Source organism: Paenibacillus macquariensis (genome assembly GCF_900156375.1).
Classification (GTDB): domain Bacteria; phylum Bacillota; class Bacilli; order Paenibacillales; family Paenibacillaceae; genus Paenibacillus_AQ; species Paenibacillus_AQ macquariensis.
Genome location: NZ_FTNK01000015.1, coordinates 71,094 through 91,701 on the forward strand (window position 1 = coordinate 71,094; position 20,608 = coordinate 91,701).

At 41.6% G+C, this 20,608-nt stretch carries 15 protein-coding genes and 1 pseudogene; 5 read left to right on the top strand and 11 right to left on the bottom strand.

Translation table 11 applies throughout. The features are described 5' to 3' along the window. Nucleotides 1–4: 4 nt before the first annotated feature. The 7 genes and pseudogenes from BW961_RS21825 to BW961_RS21850 all read right to left on the bottom strand — a co-directional run bounded on the left by BW961_RS21825 (nt 5) and on the right by BW961_RS21850 (nt 8,194). A complete protein-coding gene (locus tag BW961_RS21825) occupies nt 5–1,747 on the bottom strand; it encodes a sensor histidine kinase (RefSeq protein ID WP_068583683.1) in 1,743 nt (580 codons plus the stop codon). 90 nt (nt 1,748–1,837) lie between these two features. Then, nucleotides 1,838–2,073 (bottom strand): annotated as a pseudogene (locus BW961_RS21830) (hypothetical protein); the annotation flags it as partial. Between the two features lie 209 nt (nt 2,074–2,282). Further along, nucleotides 2,283–3,383, bottom strand: a complete 1,101-nt coding sequence (locus BW961_RS21835; protein ID WP_068583678.1) for a Gfo/Idh/MocA family protein — start codon at nt 3,381–3,383, stop codon at nt 2,283–2,285. 27 nt (nt 3,384–3,410) lie between these two features. Further along, complete coding sequence (locus BW961_RS21840) at nt 3,411–4,280, bottom strand: sugar phosphate isomerase/epimerase family protein (RefSeq protein ID WP_068583674.1); 870 nt, start codon at nt 4,278–4,280, stop codon at nt 3,411–3,413. A 383-nt stretch (nt 4,281–4,663) separates the two neighbouring features. After that, complete coding sequence (locus tag BW961_RS31980) at nt 4,664–4,792, bottom strand: M15 family metallopeptidase (RefSeq protein ID WP_394327611.1); 129 nt, start codon at nt 4,790–4,792, stop codon at nt 4,664–4,666. Nucleotides 4,793–4,878: 86 nt separating this feature from the next. Next, nucleotides 4,879–5,856, bottom strand: coding sequence for a Gfo/Idh/MocA family protein (locus tag BW961_RS21845; protein WP_068583671.1), 978 nt, complete (start codon nt 5,854–5,856; stop codon nt 4,879–4,881). 40 nt (nt 5,857–5,896) lie between these two features. Further along, nucleotides 5,897–8,194, bottom strand: a complete 2,298-nt coding sequence (locus BW961_RS21850) for a helicase C-terminal domain-containing protein (RefSeq protein ID WP_068583668.1) — start codon at nt 8,192–8,194, stop codon at nt 5,897–5,899. Between the two features lie 185 nt (nt 8,195–8,379). On the opposite strand from BW961_RS21850, the gene gdhA reads away from it, so the two are divergent. Further along, entirely contained in the window at nt 8,380–9,759 is a 1,380-nt protein-coding gene (gene gdhA, locus BW961_RS21855) for an NADP-specific glutamate dehydrogenase (protein ID WP_068583664.1), read from the top strand. A 134-nt stretch (nt 9,760–9,893) separates the two neighbouring features. On the opposite strand, the gene BW961_RS21860 is transcribed toward gdhA, so the two are convergent. After that, the gene (locus BW961_RS21860; RefSeq protein ID WP_068583661.1) at nt 9,894–12,098 is read right to left on the bottom strand and encodes a methyl-accepting chemotaxis protein; all 2,205 of its coding nucleotides are present in this window, start codon (nt 12,096–12,098) and stop codon (nt 9,894–9,896) included. A 242-nt stretch (nt 12,099–12,340) separates the two neighbouring features. Between BW961_RS21860 and BW961_RS21865 the strand changes: the two genes are divergently transcribed. Continuing rightward, nucleotides 12,341–14,200, top strand: coding sequence for an LTA synthase family protein (locus tag BW961_RS21865; protein WP_068583657.1), 1,860 nt, complete (start codon nt 12,341–12,343; stop codon nt 14,198–14,200). Between the two features lie 76 nt (nt 14,201–14,276). Here the strand turns inward: BW961_RS21865 and BW961_RS21870 are convergent, their stop codons facing one another. Beyond that, entirely contained in the window at nt 14,277–15,200 is a 924-nt protein-coding gene (locus BW961_RS21870) for an AraC family transcriptional regulator (protein ID WP_068583654.1), read from the bottom strand. Between the two features lie 110 nt (nt 15,201–15,310). Here BW961_RS21870 and BW961_RS21875 point away from each other — a divergent pair, with 110 nt between their 5' ends. From BW961_RS21875 to BW961_RS21885, 3 genes are read left to right on the top strand one after another with little or no spacing between them, the layout of a single operon-like run. Then, entirely contained in the window at nt 15,311–16,057 is a 747-nt protein-coding gene (locus BW961_RS21875; RefSeq protein ID WP_068583651.1) for a sugar phosphate isomerase/epimerase family protein, read from the top strand. Nucleotides 16,058–16,078: 21 nt separating this feature from the next. Next, complete coding sequence (locus BW961_RS21880; RefSeq protein ID WP_068583648.1) at nt 16,079–17,173, top strand: Gfo/Idh/MocA family protein; 1,095 nt, start codon at nt 16,079–16,081, stop codon at nt 17,171–17,173. Between the two features lie 24 nt (nt 17,174–17,197). Next, the gene (locus BW961_RS21885) at nt 17,198–18,199 is read left to right on the top strand and encodes a Gfo/Idh/MocA family protein (protein ID WP_068583645.1); all 1,002 of its coding nucleotides are present in this window, start codon (nt 17,198–17,200) and stop codon (nt 18,197–18,199) included. Nucleotides 18,200–18,263: 64 nt separating this feature from the next. Here BW961_RS21885 and BW961_RS21890 read toward each other — a convergent pair whose 3' ends face one another. Then, nucleotides 18,264–19,304: a chitosanase gene (locus tag BW961_RS21890; RefSeq protein ID WP_082867410.1), complete on the bottom strand. Its 1,041-nt coding sequence runs from the start codon at nt 19,302–19,304 to the stop codon at nt 18,264–18,266. A 242-nt stretch (nt 19,305–19,546) separates the two neighbouring features. Continuing rightward, complete coding sequence (locus BW961_RS21895) at nt 19,547–20,398, bottom strand: AraC family transcriptional regulator (protein WP_082867409.1); 852 nt, start codon at nt 20,396–20,398, stop codon at nt 19,547–19,549. Nucleotides 20,399–20,608: the final 210 nt, after the last annotated feature.

Consider the following 20,608-nt stretch of genomic DNA (forward strand, 5'->3'; position numbering starts at 1 on the left):
TTCTCTACCTCATTTCTAACGATAAAGGTATGATCATTTCGACAACGGCACCGTTTTCGTTAAAAAACGTAATGCCTGCCTTATCCCCATACAACAATCGCAGCCTGCGTCGTACATTCCAGATTCCTATATGCTCGCCTTCTTCATTCATTAGGTTGACCTCCTGATGAATCTTATGCAACACTTCCTCGGAGAAACCGCGACCTGTGTCGTGAATTCGGATACGAAAGCTTTCTTCAGGCATCAGTTCAGTTCTTGCGATCGTGATATCGATATGAGTTGGCTCATCCGTATTAATCGCGTGTTTGATCGTATTTTCGGCAAAGCCTTGGATTATTAACGGTGGAATGTAACATTCACGCAGCTCGTCCTCAACAGAGATGGCGTACGTCAAGCTTCCAGGAAATCGGAACTTCTGGATTTTTAAATAATTTTCGGTGTGACTGAGCTCATCCTTCAAAAGAACGTAATCCGTATGACTGCGAAACATGAACCGGAAATAGCCGATCAGATAGAAGGAAAGCTCCTGTATCAATTCGTATTTCTTCTCTTGGGCCAAGTAATACAAGACGTTCAAGCTGTTTAGAAAAAAGTGAGGGTTGATCTGCAGCTGCAGTTGCTTAAGCTCCGCTTTCTGGTTGATCAATTGTTCCTCGTAAACGTCAATTTTCAATTGTTGAATGGCGTAAACCATGCTGTTGAACGTCTCGTTCATCAACTCGAATTCATTGGATGCCGGTTTGTCTGGTATTCTTGCCTCCAGATAGCCTTGTTTGATTTTGCGCATGGCCACAACGATTCGGTTGATTGGAAGCAGGACAACTCTGCGCAGGAAATAAACAGAAATCAGTAGGATCAGGATGGATCCTGTCGCAATGAACAGTATAATCCTTTGCAGATAAGGTAACTTCTCCAATATGTTTTGGTCGTGTAGCACCGCGACTACACCGAATTGACCCATGCCTGACTTCTCTCCAATCACCAGGTATTTGTCATCGACGCCGGAAAGCCGGTATGTATTAGCGGTATAAGCCAGATCAATTTCATTATCTTTAAAAAAAGCCTTGTCCTCAAGCGGTGCATTGCTACCATCCACAAGTAGCGATCTGCCTTCGGTTCCGAGGTCAAGAAGGTCAAGCGGTCCCATGACATCATCCGTATTAACTCCTGCACCTATGTACAAGTTGCCGGACTTAATGGTATGGAGCAGGTAAGCCTGCTTGTCGACATGAAAAATGGACCACTGATCGTACGGATAGTCTCTCATCCTTTGTTCATCGTTTAGGAGCCTTGTAATTGCATCCTTAATGGGATCATTATTCGAATATGCGGAGCCTGTCAACTTAGGTGCAAACACCAAATTCTGATTTAATGGCGAATAAACGAAGAAGTAATCCAATGATTTATAATAAGTGGCATTATCCCTCAACTCCGTAAAAATCCATATTCGTTCTAGATTGTACTGGTCAATATCGACATCGGGTGGACGGTCGAGGATATTTAAGCCGGATTCTTCTGCAGCGAATTGGAGCAGATAATCGTCGATGTCCTGCAGCGTCATGTCGATTAATCCCATATAGAGATTAAGCGTGTTACTGTTGGATTGAGCCACTTGGTTACGGACGACATCGATCGAATACAGGTTGTTGTAGATCAGAAAGGATACCATCGGCAGCATGATGAGTAAGAGTCCTGTTATTAGCTTAAAGCGAAGCGAATTAAAGAACGAACGATTGAATCTTTTCAAGGTGTGCCATGCCCCTTCTGCTTGTCAAATGAATGAGGAAAATTATACCACAAATAGCCAGAGAGTGTTCCCCGGCCCCTCTTATTTAGACTATTTTCTCTTGCCGTAGCGTTCGGTCCTTTCATCGCTTATAACGCCTCTCCAGTTTAAACCATATGCAAAATCGTAGGCGTTCCCTCGGAATCGACATGCACCTCCATATCGTGCGGCACGTCTTCAAATTGCTCTTCGACGGTCTTCATATTGGCGGGGATCTGCATGGGCATCAGACCTGAAGGCTCCGTTTCACCGACTAGAATATCCAGAAACGCCTGATCCTGTACCCCAAGATATTTACGCCCCAAGCGTCTGAGTACCCTAGTGTGGGACCACCTTCATTCGTTATTTATGTAATCGCTTTCAATTTTGTTTCCATACACTTTTTATCCATGTTACTTTCTCCTCCTTGAACCGTTGTTTGAAAGGGGAAGGAGCGCACTCCCTCAGTCAACTTCATTGTACTCCCAAATAATATGACGAACCATCAAATTTACGACTAAAATTCTACGACTTTACCTGTTTCGGCCGAAGTATAAATGGCCTCTAATATTTGAGTGACAACAAAGGCTTGCTCTGGTTTGACTAGAGGCTCTGTATCATTCAGAATACTTTCAAGCCATTGTCTCGCCTCTTTCACACCCTCATCTTCGGCACCTGGACCAAAATAAGCGATGCCCCCGCTAAAGGATGGCTTCGTTTCTACAAGCTGACCATACTTAGTAGTATTAAAAATCACATCACTTTTACCAAAAATAGAACTGGCTCTCATTTCCGCTCCGCCCTCCGTCCCGTAAAGTGATGTCATGGCTTCTCTAGCATCCGTTGTATTTAGCGCCCACGCCGCTTCCAAGAAAATAGTAGCTCCATTTTCCATCTTTATAAATCCAAAAGCAGAGTCTTCCACATCAAATTTTTGCGGATCCCATGGCCCCATCATATTGCCTTCAAACTTCTCCGACATTTTATGAAATACAGAACCAGACACAGATTTCGGTTTATAATTGTCCATGAACCATAATGCTAAATCTAGTGCATGGGTACCTAAATCTATTAACGGCCCACCACCCTGCTGCTCTTTGTCAAGGAATACGCCCCAAGTAGGTACTCCTCGTCTGCGAACGGCGTGTGCTTTGGAAACATAAATATCTCCCAATTCACCTTCGCGGCATGCTTTATGCAAGACCTGGGAATCATTTCGGAACCTATTCTGATAACCAACCGTCAGTTTCATTCCTGTCCGCTGTGCAGCATCCAGCATTTTTTTAGCTTCAAGCGAATTGATAGCCATCGGTTTTTCGCACATGACATGTTTACCCGCTTCTAGTGCGTCTACTGTTATATAGGAATGATGCAGGTTAGGGGTAAGAACATGGACAACATCGATGGATTCGTCTTTTAACAATTCTTTATAATCTACGTATACTTTAGCATCTTCACTTCCAAAATCTTTGGCCGCTTTCTGGGCTCTTTCTTCAATAACATCACAGAAGGCAACCATTTCTCCCAATTCTGTAAGCTTGGCTAACGATGGCATATGTTTTTGGTTGGCAATACCGCCACAGCCGATTATTCCGATCTTCAGTTTTAAGTTGGGCATGTTAGGCTCTCCTCCTTATGTTATGGTCTATACATATTTCTGCAGTACAGTTAGATCCCTGCGGATGCTACTAAATTTGTCTTCCGACTCGCCCTCGTTCTCTACAAGGGAATAACGGACATGTCCCATTGACCGGATTTGCTCATATATCGTGGTGAAATCGAACGTACCCGTGCCGAGATCTACAAAATCACCGGGACCTATATATTTTTGGTAGACCTCAAATGGTTCGAGATCCTCATCACCACTCTGTTGAGCTGCCTCCATAATATTAAGTTGGTTTGTAAGATTTCTGCTTAAATCCTTCTGATGGATCATATCGCAGCGATCTCCTAACGTATCTAAGACGGCGATTGGATCCACTCCTGCGCGCATCACCCATGCTAGATCAAGTTCAAATTTAACATAGGATGGATCCGTATTTTGCAAAAGCAAGTCAAACAGCGTCTGATCGCCGATTGTTTTAAACTCATGGGCGTGATTGTGCAGATAGAACTGAAAACCACCGTCTTTCATTTTCTTCCCTACGCTGTTCATCTGTTCAGCGGCTCTCAGCGTGTCCTCACGGTTTTTAATCCACACAGACGGGAGTACGATGTTTGGGCACTCGAGACCCGCATAATACTTCATGACGGAGTCCGAATCATTCGAAATCAGTTCTTGACCCGGTGCCGTACCTTCATGAACAGATACCGCCTTAAGACCTAGCTCTTGGAACTTATCTCTAACTGACTCCATAGAAATTTCATCGATGTATCGTGTAAATGTCTTCATGTTGAATCCTATAAGCTCAATATTTACATACCCTGCAGCGGCGACCTTCTCCAATGTACCAAAGTAATCTTCACCTAGTTCCCGGTATACAGAAAAAATATTAATACCTGTTGCAATAGTCATTTTACAACATACCCCCGTCTCGATTGAATTATCTTCACTTCTTCGGATTCGTCATAATCTTTACGGAAAAACTCTGAAATCATGCGAATCCTCCTCATTATTTCATCATTTGTTTATGCTGTGTTCTTGTCTATATGATAAAGTACCCTAGCCCTTCTATCTTTCACAGATCCGTCATTCCCCTATTGAATTTCCGCACTATCATCGTCTAATTCATAAATTCTCATATGATGACAATAAAACTAGAATCAACAAAATTGACGGTATAGAACTCACGCAGGCTGAATTTTGTACTTAAAGTAAAAAAAATTCACTCTTCACATGCCTAATCGGCATAATAAAGAGTGAATTTTTAACAAAAGAGAGTAAATCATTTCATTCTTTCATTCAACATCGAAGTTGAAATAAGTATTCGGAAAAGGTTCAGCGATTAGTGAGTAGTGCCACCCTTCTTTCGTGTATGGCTTGAAGTCCTGCTTAACCATGGCGTTCTTAAGTAGATTACGATTGATCGTTTAGAAGTTTATGGAGCTTCAAAGGGAAGCAGTGCACTCTTCACCCTTGGAATAGCGCCTACGATGATGAATATACTTATACATTAGTATTGAATCTTCACCGGTTTACCCAGTGTTGCAGATTCTAATGCAGCACAGGTTACAAGTTGCGTCTTGAAGGCATCCGCGTAATCAGAACGTATCCCTGATGTATCTCCCGTACGAATCGCATGGATGAACGCTTCGCTCTCCAGCATATAAGGATTCGTAGGGTCGGTATATTCGGTACTAACCTGTGGTGTCATAACCTTCAATCGGCTTGGATTCCAATCCAGTATCCCTTCGCCTGTGTAGAACGTAATCCCAGTCTGATCCATGCTACCCGGTAGTACACAAGTGTTAGATATGTTAGCAATTACCCCGCTCGACAGCTTCAACGTTACTGTACCGACATCAGGTACACTTACATAATCATGTTGTTCGTGCATAACACGGCTACCATACATTGCATAGACCTCTTCAACATCACCCAAACAATATCGTAGAATATCAACAATATGCGTTGTCTGTTCTATGAATTGCCCACCAGATCCTTCCTGCTGTCTCCACCATGCAACGCCTGGCATGCTCCCCATCCATTGTCCTACAGCCATACCAACGTGTTGCTCACCGAGTAATTGTTTCATTTGAGCTACGGTTGCTTTGTATCGGAAGTGATATCCAACCGAAGTTAGTAGTGATTTAGCTTCAATCTGTCTTAGTAAGCGCCGCGGCAACTCGGTATCTGTCCCAATTGGTTTTTCTACTAGAAAGGGAATTCCCCTTTCAATTAAGAGCTCCTCAATTTCTCCATGTGCCATAGGTGGGACGCAGATATACACAGCATCCAATTTCTCTGCTTCTAGCATGTCCTTGACATGACCATAGCCAGTAGCACCGTAACGTCTAGCCATTTGATCTCCCTTTTCCTTATTACTACCACATATAGCTTGTAGAACTACGTCATCTAAAGCGACAAGATGATCCGCATGGACTTGACTGAACCAACCTGTTCCAATGATTCCAATACGTAATGGCTGCATAATGGCTCTCCCTTCTTAAATCACTATCATAATTATGATACTATCCCTTCCACTCCTCCGGTAATAAATCTTGATATTGGCGTTGCATGAATCGATCATCCACTAACATTAGAATACCTGTATCTTGTTCCGAACGAATGAGTCTTCCACCCGCTTGCTGTACTTTATTCATACCTGGGAACACATAAGCATAGTTGTATCCGTTCTTGCCGATCTCATTGAAATAATCCTTAATTAAGTCTCGCTCCATGCCTATCTGAGGTAATCCAACCCCCACAATAGCTACGCCATTCAGTCGATCCCCCTGTAGATCAATACCTTCAGAGAAGATACCTCCCAACACAGCAAATCCAATGAACGTCTCTGAATTATCTGACCGGAAGGACGCTAAGAATGCTTCCCTCTCCTCTTCCGTCATACCCGGACCTTGTATAATCGTGCTCAGATCAGCATTGTCCGACATAAATGGCTCATATATATCATACAAATATTGATACGATGGGAAGAAGATCAAATAATTCCCTTTTTTCTCCCGTACCATCTGACTCAACATGCGTACTAACTCATCTTTGGTCTTCTCTCGATCCCGAAACCTCGTTGAGAGGGGTTCAATTCGTACGTCTAGTTGCTCTCTATGAAATGGCGATGGCACAGTCACACTGTAATCGTCTTCTCCTGCGCCCAACATATCTCGATAATAGTGAAGGGGAGAAAGGGTAGCCGAGAAGAATATCGTCGAGCGGAATCCCTTACTTGCTTGAGCGAGCAAGGTCGAAGGGTCCATGCAGAACATTTTGATAATGACACTATTTCTAGTAACCTCCGCATAAGTCACATACCGCTCATCATATAATTTGGATATTCGAATCATATTTTGTGCTGCAAAGTAGGTATCTAATAGCATTGGGCGAGAATCGAGATCTATCATTGCACTCCCTTGGAGTTCTTGTTCAGCCTCTTGCACAAAGAGGTCCAACAGAGCGATAAGTTCTTCAGGAAGCTCCTTCCACAACTTTCGTTTACCCTCGCCACATTCTTTTTTCAGACGGATGAAATATTGATTCACAGCACGAGATGTTTCATGTATTCGATCATTATTACCCTTATAGCCTCTCTGAAGATCCAGAAATTCAGTCTTTCCGATGTCGCATGAGAACATCTCTCTACCTCGATCAACCAAGTTATGAGCTTCATCCACGAGCAATACCGTCTTCTTCTTTCGCTCTTCGAATAGTCTCTTTAGAGATACTCGCGGATCAAAAATGTAGTTATAATCACAAATGATCACATCTGCCGCATAGGCTGCATCCAACGAGAACTCAAAGGGACACAGCTGATGTTTTCGCGCATACTGCTCAATCACATGCCTGTTCATCAAGGTCTCATTCGACAACATATCCATGATCGCCCCATTAAGACGGTCGTAATATCCATCTGCAAAAGGGCAATCTTCCTTCCGACATGAGACTTTTTCTTGAAAACATATTTTATCTTTAGCCGTCAGCGTCACAGTTTGTACACATAATCCCTTGGATTGCATCAACTCAAATGCTTGTTCTGCAGCCGTTCGAGTCGTGGTTCTAGCCGTAAGATAAAAGATTTGCTGAAGCAATCCTTCTCCGATTGCCTTCACAGATGGGAATAATGTTGAGAGCGTTTTCCCAATCCCTGTAGGTGCCTTTGCAAACAACTTCTGCCCTTCATTTATCGTCTGATATACTGCCCCTGCAAGTTTTCTCTGTCCCTCACGATAGGTGTCAAATGGGAATGGGAGTGATTGTATACTTTCATCTCTACGGCGTGCATTGACTATCCTTAAGGAAGCATATGGAGCATATCTGCTCACAATTTCCATTACGACAGACTCTAATTCTGCAAAAGAAAGTTCTTTTCTGAACCTTTTTTCCTCACACGTAACAACCTGAATATATGTTAACTGAATCTTCATTTGACCAAGTCCCTGTTCTTTCGCTACCATATAAGCATACAGTTGCGCTTGAGCCCAGTGAACGACGTGACCTTCTTCCATATGTGAAATGTCCGAAGAGGTCGATTTGATCTCATCCACCATCCAGCCATTCTCTAAGTGGATTAGACCATCACATCTACCCTCGATGACATAGACCGTATCCTCGTATAGAATTTCTGTCTTGAGGGATACTTCTTTCAAATCACCCTCTTTATACATTTTCTGCACTTGTTGATGAATCCTAGTTCCTTCGTGAAGCGCAGCAGCAGTACGGAATCCAGATACGATGTCTCCGCTGCGAAAAACATATTCGACCAAGGGTCGAACAGATACCTTCACCTGCTTGTTTTCGTTGTTGGGTACGACCAATAAGATCACCTGTTCCCATGTATTTTTTATATCATATCACGATTATCTCTATATCATCAGAGGTTTTTATCACCCCAATAAAATAAAATATATGTCAAGCTAGTGTATTAATGTGTTGAAGTGGTATAGAAAAAGTGTATAATTCTTAAAAACAGAGAAAAGTTTAATAGAGGAGAGATTTTTATATGACATTCCTACATGTGAATGAACCAAGTGAAGTAACAGCTAAAGAGTATGTGAACGGGGTATTTGAAACGGTTCAAAAGCGTAATCCGAATGAAGAAGAGTTCCATCAAGCTGTAAAAGAGATCCTTGACTCTCTTGTGCCAGTTATCGCTAAACAACCGAAGTACATGAAAGCTGGGATTCTTGAAAGATTAGTAGAACCAGAAAGACTTATTATGTTCCGAGTGCCTTGGGTTGATGATCAAGGACAAGTAAGAGTTAACCGTGGATATCGCGTACAGTTCAATAGCGCAATCGGTCCTTATAAGGGCGGACTACGTTTCCATCCATCCGTTAACGCTAGTATTATCAAGTTCCTAGGATTCGAACAAATTCTTAAGAACTCCCTTACTGGTCTACCTATCGGTGGAGGTAAAGGTGGATCTGACTTTGATCCGAAAGAGAAATCAGATGATGAAGTCATGAGATTTACACAAAGCTTCATGACAGAACTTTGCAAATATATTGGTCCAGATGCTGATGTACCTGCTGGTGATATCGGTGTTGGAGCTCGCGAAATCGGATTCATGTTCGGACAATACAAAAGAATCCAAGGCGGGAACCAAGCAGGCGTCCTTACAGGTAAAGGTATTGCTTACGGCGGTAGCTTAGCACGTCCAGAAGCAACAGGTTACGGTACTGTTTATTTCGTAAATGAAATGCTACAAGCTCAGAACCTTACGCTAAACGGAAGTACAGTGGTTGTATCTGGTTCAGGAAACGTAGCTATCTACGCAATCCAGAAAGCAGTTCAACTAGGAGCAACTGTTGTTGCATGTAGTGACTCTAACGGATATGTCTACGATCCTAGTGGTATCAATTACGAAACGGTTCAAAGACTTAAAGAAGTAGAAAGAAAACGTATCAGTGACTATGTTAAGGAACATCCTACTGCTACTTACCACGAAGGTTGTCAGAATATCTGGACAATTCCTTGTGACATCGCACTACCATGTGCTACACAGAATGAGATCGATGAAGATGCAGCTAAATTGCTCGTGAAGAATGGTGTTAAAGCCGTTGCAGAAGGTGCTAACATGCCATCTACTTTAGCAGCTATCGATGTATTCTTGGAGAATGGTATTCTATTCGGACCTGCTAAAGCTGCAAATGCTGGTGGCGTAGCCGTATCTGCTCTTGAGATGTCACAGAATAGTATGAGACTGGCTTGGACGTTTGAAGAAGTCGATGAGAAGTTACACCAGATTATGATTAATATTTATAACAGTAGTGCGGAAGCGGCTGAAACTTATGGCTATCCTGGAAACCTTGTTGTTGGCGCTAATATCGCTGGATTCATTAAGGTTGCCGATGCTATGTTGGCTCACGGCGTTATCTAATTCACTTATACTTGATGAGGCATCTTACATACCAGCTTTAGTTGGTATGTAAGGTGTCTTATTTGTATAATCACTTATTCCAACGGTCAAGTTCAGTTCACATAAGTCTAGATTGGTATGCACGATGTTTACATCTACCTACGTGTACTATCCGTCAACTGGAACTGATTCATCAATTGCAACAGAGACTTCGTAATCGATTCCACATGATCTGAGGTACTTCGTACATGCATCATGTCATTCTCTAAATCATGAACCGTGTGCTCCACTTCACTGGATAGTTGCCGGTTCTCAATACTTACCGCGGCAATCTTCTCCATCAAAGTGACTACTTCATTAACGAGTTCTGTTTTTCTTATATCATGACTACCCGCGTTATTTAAGATTTCTTTAGCAATTGCGACAATTTCGGCACCTTCTATAACCAATTCGGTTCCTTCATCCATGGACTGAAATGCAACCCCAACTTGTCTACTAATCCTATCTATAATATCTTTGATTTGAGTGATTGAACCATTCGTTAATTCCGATAACTTACGAATCTCACCAGCTACTACAGCGAATCCCCTTCCCTGTTCTCCAGCCCGCGCCGCTTCAATTGACGCATTCAACGAGAGCAAGTGAGTCTGTGAAGATATCCCCTCGATCGCTTGAAGAAGATGGCTAATGTTCTGAGTCGTATCCATGAAGTCCCTAATCGTTCGGTTACTCTCATCAACCTTCACTTGGATTTGTTGCATCTTCTCACCAATATGTTCTACTTCTTCTTGCGCTATTGCAATTTGTTGTGAAGCAGACTGCTCTAACTCCCGAAGCGTAGCACTCATAAGAAGAGAAACGTCCTTAGCCTCATCTATGTCCTTCAATTGGCTGCGTATGCCGCGAATCATTAATAGGATCCTGCCACTAACTCGCTCTGTAGACACTTCTGTGGAGGACGTGGACTCATTGAGAAGCAATTGGCTTTGTTGCACGTCAGATGCAGCCTGCTTCACCTGAATCATAATTCCCTCAAGTGAATCAATCATGTTATTGATCCACTTCGCAAGCTCTCTTGTCTCATCATTCGAGAATTCTTGAATGGGCAGACGTTGCGTCAAATCGCCCTTCCCTTCAGCATTCATACGAATAAATTGATTCACACGCCTCAAATAACTAACAGGCTTACTCACCCTACGTTCCATCATCATGAGGATTGTATATCCAAACAGAAGATTTATAAAGCCTGCCACATTGGCTCCGACAAGTAGCGTTACATTATTGGATAATAGAACAAACATCAGAATATTGAGAATCACACCAGATACAGTAGCCATCAGATTGCTTTTCTTTATCTGCCAACGCATACTTCGAATTCGGTACACTTCTTCTAGATCACCCACACACATCATGCCCCATACACCTGGGCAGTGGGGAAGTTGAAATGTTACTCCTTTGCCAATGACAGGAATGTGCCTATAATCTGAATACCCAGGAAATTCTACAAATAGATTACTTCCGTTGTTAATCGTGTTAGCGACACCTGGGTGAAGTTCCCCTGTTGCAGGATCTTTGAAGATTAACTCCAATTCCGTGTGATGCTTCACGCGTACGGTGCCATATTCCGTTCTTACGCCTTCTTTCAGGTTATCTCCATGTGTAAAAGTGACATCTTCGAACCGGCTACGCGACAATGCAGTTCCCGGTATAATATGTTTATTCAATATAGGTCTCGCCATAAATATATAATTGTCGCCTGAATCGGGATATACATGACCTGACTCTCTTTGAATTAGATCTCCGAGAACGTCATTTGGAACTCGTCCACACAGTGCACCTTTCCATATTCCCTCTTCAACAATAGGCAGAATATAGAGCAATGACATCTCATCATGAAACTTCGAAGTACTTGGACCAATATCGAGCGTTAATGAATCCGCATAAGGGCCAAATAGACACTTCTGATTCAGATGTGACTGTTGAAGACCTGCAGTAACGGTATGTTCATCCATGTAAGAAAACCCGACATGGTTAGGATATGTGGAGAATGTAACTTTCCAATCTTGATTTAATAAGAAGAGTTCCGAAAAGGCCACCCCACGCTTGTGGGAAGCTGTAAATAGCCGATCTAATACATCTGTGCTGTTTACGATATTCTCAGATTGAATGCCATTCGCACTCATCTGGAAAAGTAGGCGATCAAGATAAGACCAGTATTCTTCTACCCAATTATGTAAAATATGCATCCGTGTGTGGGCGATACCTTCAAAAATATCTTCTACATCATCCTTTAAATGGTGGTTCAAACGATATGACCACCACAATGGAAACCCTGTCTTAAAACCCAGCCACTGAAACATCACTTCACCCCCAAAAAAACATAACATTGAGTGTTATATTATTTAACTCAATCTTTTGTATGTGGTCATTTTACCTAATTAATTCCTATAAATCCACACATTAAGACACATTTAGTTTGCACTATAATACCCTAAAACCTGGTTTTGACTTCTTATGTGAGCGAGAGCATAATTAAATGTATTGTATTCTTTTCATAAAACAATCATATATTCATACATCATATGGGAAGGAAGTCATTCATTTGTCTTGGTCATCCATAAAGAGGCTTCTAAAGAAGCCTTTCGTTCTATTCACTATTATTTTATTACTTAAAGGTTATTTAGCTTGGGCTGTTACCTTTGGAGAGGTACTCCCTTGGAAAGTATTACTTACAGAGATCCCCTTCGTATGGCTGCTATTCAGCCTCGTGGAATGGTTCGCAAGTAAGCGTAAATTAACCTGGTATATGATCATTAATCTTCTTGTAACAGCCATATTCTTCGCCGTCATTATGTATTATAAATATTATGGTGTCATTGTGACCTATCATGCACTTGAACAAGTTAATCAAGTGACCGCAGTAAGCAATAGTGTCTTTTCACTACTTGCCCCTTATTATTTGTTTATTTTTACAGATATTATTCTCTTCTTCATACTTTCTTTTCGCCACACCAAGTTTAAGCAATGGAAACGACATATCGCCCATAAAGGAAGCAGACGTGCCGTATCGGTATTATTCATCTTTTCATTAATCGTTTGCCTCTTCAATGTGCTTCCGAATCGTGCGAGTATGAATGAAATTACACAGGCTAAGGAAATGGGAATTCTCAGCTATGAGGCTTATACGATCTTCTCGAAAGATAAGACGGAACAGGTTCCCATGGCTGATATTTCGCAACAATCTATTGACCAGTTAAAAGGAGCTACTGTTCCAGTTAACCCTATCCACTGGCAGGCTGCGGATGGTAAGAACGTCATTATCATTCAACTGGAATCCTTTCAGAATTTCTTGATTAATCTGAAGATCGATGGCCAAGAAATCACACCTAATTTGAACAAATTAGCAAATAGTAACTTTTACTTTCCTAATTTCTATCAACAAGTAGGGCAAGGAAATACGTCTGATGCGGAATTTATGGTGAATACATCTTTCTACATCCCTGCTGTCGGGGCTGCTACACAGAATTATCCCGACAAGCAATTGCCGAGTCTCCCTAAACTGTTGAAGGAAAAGGGATATCAGAGCGCAACATTCCATACGAATAATGTGGAATTCTGGAACCGTAGAGAGTTATACGCTGCTCTTGGATTCGACAAATATTATGCTCAAGAATTCTTTGAAGATGAAGACGTTGTATTCTTCGGAGCCACGGATGAAGTCCTATATGATAAGACCGCAGCGAAGCTACAAGAAATGGATCAACAACCTGAGCCCTTCTATGCGCAAGTCATTTCTATGACAGCACATCATCCATTCACGATTCCAGAAGACAAATACAAAATGACTTTACCAGAACGTTATGAGGGTACATTCGTAGGAGATTATATTCGTGCTCAGAATTACGCGGATTATGCGCTTGGATTATTCATCGAGGATTTGAAGAAGAACGGTGTATGGGATAACAGTCTTATCATTACTTACGGAGACCACATGGGTCTACCTATGTATTCTCTAGAACGTAAAGATGAGAACTTGATGCAGGAAATTTACGGACATGAATATAGTTATAAGGATATGCTTAATATTCCGCTCGTTATTAGTGGAACTGGAATCACCTCTCCACGTGTTCTTGAACAACTAGGAGGACAGGTAGACATCTTACCAACGATTGCTAATCTAGTAGGTGCGTCGCTAGATTCACAGATTCATTTCGGCCAGGATTTACTGAATCAGAGTGAAAATATACTGCCTGAGAGATACTATCTCCCTACCGGCTCTTTCCTGAGTGACAAAGCCTTGTTCCTTCCGGGGAATGGGTACGAGGACGGCACACATTATCCTCTTGCAGGAGATGAGGACAGTAATGCAACCGCAACGGAAGCTGAATATGAACAAGCGATGAAATTACTCCACCTGTCTGATAGTTATGTTAATCAATTACCAGATCGAATTAAGAAATAATTGTCTCGTTAATCCGTAAGAGGGTGTCCCAAAAGCCATCATGGCTAGGGACACCCTCTTTGTATTTGCACATCGACTAACCACGATTCTCTACAGCGGTTTCTGAATTTTCCTGACTAATCTTTTTTCGAAATTGATGAGGCGCAATATTCTTATATTGCTTAAATTGCTGAATGAAATAACTAGAATTGGAGAATCCCACCTCCAAGGCAATCTCCGTCATACTCGTATTTGTCGTCAGCAGTAATTTCTCAGCTTCAGTAATCCGTATGTAGTTCAAATAATTCGTAAAGGTCTTACCCATGATTGCTTTGAACTTTCGTGAGAAATAACTGTAACTCAAGTTACACATACCTGCAGCAGTCTGTGCATTAATGTCCTCCATGTAATGGTCATCAATGTATTCAAACACCTTTTGTAGCATTTTGAAATCCATTTCTTTCAGTGAATGCGCCACATCCCAATTCGGCTGTGTATCCTGTGATTTCCGCAGGAACCACAGAAACACTCTACATATTAACGTCCTAACCGCTAGTTCGAACCCGTACTGCGCACTAGAAAACTCTTCATAAATCTCTGTAACGAGTGCAGGAATGGGCGTATCTCTGATTTCTTCTTCGGTAAAAACCCTTTGATTCGTTGATTTCGCCATCGTGAACGGTAGCACGTATTTGGATTCAAATATCGTTCTCGAAGTCGAATATAGGATCTCCGGATCAAACTTAATAACGACATATGCGACCTCTTCTACGTCCATCGAATAAATCGAATGCGTCTCATGAGAATGAATTAGAATAAGGTCTCCTTTACTTAGAATATGACATTCACCGCCAAGGAACACTTTCGCTTGTCCAGATAAGAAATATAGGATTTCAATATATACATGCCAGTGTGCAGTTGCAACCCATCGGCTTCCCATGCTTGTATGGATCATGCATTCATAAGGATAATGTACTGAACCCGAAGGTGAATGATTAGATTCAAAGTAAGCTTCCGTCATGCAATACTCTCCTCTATGACAAATATTTGATATTTTATAATAGCTTCATTGTATTACTTCTACTCTGAATTTGGTAACTTTATTTGTATCAAGAAAGGAAGTGAACCCTTATGGGAAATATCGCATTACAACTCTATTCAATTAAAGAATTAACGGCTGTAGACTTTCTTGGGACACTCAGCAAGGTAGCTCAAATCGGCTACGACGGTGTGGAGTTCGCTGGATATTTCGGCACTTCAGCTAAAGATTTAAGAAAAGCATTAGATACGCTAGAGCTACAGGCAGCGGGAAGTCACATTGGCATTTCAGAACTTGAACATAATCTGAATCACACGATTGAATATTCTCTCGAGATTCAAAGTCCCTATATCATTTGTCCAGGTCTTCCTGAAGAGATGCGTGACAGTGCTGATAGTTACAAAAGGACGGCAGAACAATTTAATCGTATCGGCGAACGCTGTAAAGAGCACGGGATAAAGTTCGGTTACCATAATCATGATATTGAATTCCAGAAATTCGAGGGTGAATATGGGCTCGATCTACTGATGAAACATACAGAATCCGATCATTTATTTATGGAGTTAGATACATTCTGGGTAGAACATGCGGGTCTTCATTCTATTGACTTCATCCAACAATACAAGGAACGTTGTAAGATCCTGCACATGAAAGATATGAAGAGTAAGGAAGAGAAAAAGAATATAGAAGTTGGTTCAGGAATTATAGATTTTAATAGCATTACTAACATAGCTAAGCAATACAATATTGAATGGTATACCGTAGAACAAGAAGAGTTCGATCTTCCGCAACTGAAGAGCATTGAGCTAAGCTTACAATATTTAATAGGCATTCTATAACATATCAAAGGAGAATCTTATATGACACAACATGCTGAAAGAATCGTAAAAGTAGGAATCATTGGCTCTGGGGGAATCGCTAATGGTAAGCATATTCCTAATTTAATAGCCCAATCGAATGTTGAGATTGTTGCTCTATGTGATATCATTGAAGATCGCGCAATAGAGACGGCTAAGAAATTCAACCTTGAAAGCGCACACATATATACGGATTACAAAGAACTGTTGAAAGATACAAGTATTGAAGTAATCCATGTCTGCACGCCGAACAAATCGCATTCCTTCATTACCATCGATGCATTAGAATCAGGCAAACATGTGCTTTGTGAGAAACCTATGGCTAAGACGGCTGCCGAAGCAAGATTAATGCTTGAAGCAGCTAAGCGCACAGGTAAAAAATTGTCTATCGGTTACGACAATCGTTATCGTCCAGACTCTCTTCTTCTTAAAAAGGTATGTGAACGAGGCGAATTAGGTGAAATTTATTTCGCTAAAGCACATGCCATTCGAAGACGCGCTGTACCTACATGGGGCGTATTCCTAAATGAAGATGAACAAGGCGGTGGACCGTTGATCGATATTGGAACCCATGCGCTGGATCTTACTTTATGGTTAATGGACAATTACAAAGTGAAAAGTGTCAAAGGTAATGTGTATCACAAGCTGGGCAGCAAGAAGGATTCAGCTAATGCCTTTGGACCTTGGGACCCATCACTATTTACTGTAGAGGATTCTGCATTCGGATTTATTACAATGGATAATGGGGCCACTGTTACACTTGAAGCTAGCTGGGCACTAAATACGTTAGATGTGGGTGAAGCGCAGGCTACGTTATGTGGCACTGAAGGCGGAGCAGACATGAAAGACGGTCTGCGGATCAACGGCGAGGAACTCGGTCACTTATTTACCAAAAAGCCAGAATTAAATGGTGGTGGCGTTGCTTATTTCGATGGGAAATCCGAAAGCCAAGCCGGCAGAGAATGTCGATTGTGGATTGAAAGCATCATCAATGACACAGAGCCAATGGTTAAGGCAGAGCAGGCCCTCGTAGTTACTGAAATACTTGAAGCCATTTACGAATCAGCACGAACTGGAACAACAGTATATTTTGATTAATCTAACAAGAGGTGAACTAATCGTATGATAAGAATTGGAAAAATAAGTTATTGGCATGTCCATGCATGGGATTACACCAAACAAGCCCAAGAACATCCTGATGCAGAAATCGTTGCAGTCTGGGACGAAGACCCTATACGTGGGAAAGCAGCAGCCGAGAAACAAGGGGTACCTTTCTTTGATTCACTGGATGAGATGCTGAAGTGTGAGGAGATCGATGCTGTCATTGTAGATGCGCCTACATCCATGCACCATGAGGTAATGATTAAAGCAGCTGAGGCGGGCAAACATATTTTCACAGAAAAAGTCATTGCCCCTACACTACATGAAGTCAATGAAATTCTAACATCGATTGACAAGGCACAAGTGAAATTGACAGTTTCCCTTCCTAGATTAAATGACGGATATACACTTGCGATTCAAGATGTATTGAAGCAAGGACTACTGGGAGAGGTGACGAATGTTCGTGTTCGTCTATCTCATAATGGAGCCACCGCAGGCTGGTTGCCAGAGCATTTCTACCAGTTAGAAGCATGTCATGGTGGTGCGCTAATTGATCTTGGATGTCACCCTATGTATTTGACACGTTTGTTCTTAGGACAGGAACCTGTTGAGGTCAATGCACAATTTGGTTATATTACAGGCAAAGAGGTAGAAGATAATGCTGTTGCGTTATTATCAACCCCTTCTGGTGCGGTCGGCGTGGTGGAAGCTGGATTTGCAAATAACTTCTCTCCATTTACGATAGAAGTTCATGGCACGGATGGAACCCTATTATACGGAACACCTGATGGCAAGCTGCTCATTCGGACATCCCAAAGAGAAGAATATAAGCATGAATGGGTAACAATACCGGTACCCAACAATCACATTAGCGCTTTCGAACAATGGATTACGCATATTCAGCAGAATACATTGGCAGATGAGAACATTGCATGTGCCATAGCGTTAACGAAGCTCATGGAAGCATCCAATATATCAGCTCGTGAGCATCGTGCCGTTCGTTTAGATGAACTGAAATCCTAATTATATTTGATCCAAAGAACGAAATTTGTCGCATGCCCAGCATCACTGGGCATGCGATTTTTATTTACTTCATGATCCAGCTAGTCGCTTTAACAACTGCGGCATCGGCGTTCTTCAGATCTGTCTCTCCTGAGCTTAGAAGAGTACTAAATTGTTTCACACGGTTTTTGCCATTGGGTGGCTGATTGTATTCATTGGTATCTACGATTAAGGTACGTTTGGCATAGAAATTGGTCATGAAGGTTTTCTCGTTGGTGCTGTTTCCAGACCGAGAGAGTATGCCTTCGAGACTATTAGAATCACCAGATGCTCCATGATTTAGCGCTGTATCGACGAACGATCCGATGGTCAGGGCAGAATTAAATCCGTGATTCTTCGCTTGCTGCACACTATATTTGATATATACGTTATAGAAAGTGCGCCACATTGCCTCTCTCCATGTAGCATTTTTTTGGAGTGCATTAATTTTTTTGACGAAAACACTATTACTATCGGTAATTTTTAAAATAGACCCACTCATCGTTCCTTTAACGCCAGCACGTGTCAATCCGCCTTGAATCGATGGATTGCTAGCTCCACTGGCAGCATCAAATTCTTTGAACAATGCTGGGCCATCAGGGCTAGTGTCTCTGGAACCGCCTGTTGTAGCTCCAAATATGCCTATCGTATATCCACGTTCATCATCGATATCCTCACAATAACCATAGAACTTTGTCCAATCAAGCTCGTCTTGCTCTGCTTTATTGACGAGCTTCATGATGTTATCCCACTGCTCTCCATCCAGTCCCGTATTCGTCTTCAGGAACTGTAGCGTCGCTGGCGAGAAATTAGCATCATGATTAATGGCTGCGGCGGCCAAGGCATCTTGGCTAAACAAATCTTCATTTATTGTAGATAATGATGCATCCGTATTTAACTCATATGAATCATCTAATGATTCACTCGAATCGATATACTCCTGTGAAGGAACCGTACTCTCATCAGCGAAGACCTTCGATTGAAGCGGGCTAGATAGACCCGAAAATGAAGCGATCACGGTAAAAGAAAGCAAGATAACTAAAAATTTCATTTTATTGTTAACCGGTTTAGCACTTACCTTATACATACAATTCCTCCTAGGTGGTTGTTATTTTATTTCCATTCAACATAACGATAATAATTTAACCGCTTTAACTTTTAATAGGATATATCCTATAATCTAATTACTCCCTTCCAATCATTTAATTTAAGCGCTTAAACTTTTATGTTAAATATATACCCATCTCTATCTTATTTAGGGCATATATGTTTAAGAACAATTTTATGAAACAGCCCCTAAATCCCTAAACTTCTTCAGACTCGTATGTATCAGGATCGATTCATCCCTTCGTTCGATTGACGGAATTTCAGGGGTGCGTGACCCACAATGCTTTTGAACATTCTTCCGAAATGGGTTGAACTCTCAAATCCAACACGTTCAGCGATTTCCGTAACAGATAATTTAGACTCCTTCAACAAGTAGCAAGCACGTTTGACTCGAACGTTATTCACATACTCAATAAAGGTAAACCCCGTCGATTCTTTAAAGGTTCGGCTTAAATGAGAAGTACTCAAGTAAAAGCGTTTAGAAATATCCTCTAAAGTAAGACGTTGATCATAATGATGGTTAATGTAATGGACCACGCGTGAAATTTGTTGATGAACTCGATCTGTTGAGAGTTTGGCGTGTTGACTGCTGTTTCTCTTACGTTGTATGAAAATTAATAGTTCTATTAAAATAATTTTGAGGTACAGGTTTGTTTCTGGCAATGCGGTCGCTTGTTCGACGATCATTTTCTCAAATATCGCCTCAACAAAGCCCTGTTCTGAACCTCTTAAGCGGATCACACTCGAACCGGATCGGAAAGAGATCAGCGGATCGAAGTCAGATTCGCCCGCTAGCAAGTCGCATATGTATTCTTCTTGGAACAATAAGGTGACTCTTTCGAAGATCGCACCGTTTGTATTGATCAACTTATGCGCATCGCTCTTTCGAATAAGTAGCAGTGAACCACTTACGATTTGATACGATTGATTCTCGATAAAATAGTACAGCTCTCCCGAAATTAAGTAGAGGATTTCATAAGCATCATGATAATGTACAACCGGAATACTTGTGCTCGCTTTACTCTCTCTGCTGATATAGAAAGGGTCAGATTGATAGAAGTGGATCGCAAGCACCTCCCCGGAATCCTGGCTATCTGTTCCTATTCTTATTGTAACTGAAGGGAGTGGAAATGGTAGTCTCTATTACTAATTTAATCACTTAAATTTATAGCACATGTTCACTCCCTACTTAAATAATAGCAATAAACGTAGAAAACAATGAATTTCCGAAAGGATAATTCGAGAATAGAGGTGAGTCCATGCGCTATATTTAGCAATGAGGGG

Excerpts from the sequence above, each read along its gene's own strand:
- BW961_RS21870 (WP_068583654.1), bottom strand. The coding sequence starts at position 15,200 with ATGACGGAAGCTTACTTTGAATCTAATCATTCACCTTCGGGTTCAGTA.
- BW961_RS21885 (WP_068583645.1), top strand. The coding sequence starts at position 17,198 with ATGATAAGAATTGGAAAAATAAGTTATTGGCATGTCCATGCATGGGAT.
- BW961_RS21845 (WP_068583671.1), bottom strand. The coding sequence starts at position 5,856 with ATGCAGCCATTACGTATTGGAATCATTGGAACAGGTTGGTTCAGTCAA.
- BW961_RS21875 (WP_068583651.1), top strand. The coding sequence starts at position 15,311 with ATGGGAAATATCGCATTACAACTCTATTCAATTAAAGAATTAACGGCT.
- BW961_RS21890 (WP_082867410.1), bottom strand. The coding sequence starts at position 19,304 with ATGTATAAGGTAAGTGCTAAACCGGTTAACAATAAAATGAAATTTTTA.
- gdhA (WP_068583664.1), top strand. The coding sequence starts at position 8,380 with ATGACATTCCTACATGTGAATGAACCAAGTGAAGTAACAGCTAAAGAG.
- BW961_RS21880 (WP_068583648.1), top strand. The coding sequence starts at position 16,079 with ATGACACAACATGCTGAAAGAATCGTAAAAGTAGGAATCATTGGCTCT.
- BW961_RS21840 (WP_068583674.1), bottom strand. The coding sequence starts at position 4,280 with ATGACTATTGCAACAGGTATTAATATTTTTTCTGTATACCGGGAACTA.
- BW961_RS21835 (WP_068583678.1), bottom strand. The coding sequence starts at position 3,383 with ATGCCCAACTTAAAACTGAAGATCGGAATAATCGGCTGTGGCGGTATT.
- BW961_RS21860 (WP_068583661.1), bottom strand. The coding sequence starts at position 12,098 with ATGTTTCAGTGGCTGGGTTTTAAGACAGGGTTTCCATTGTGGTGGTCA.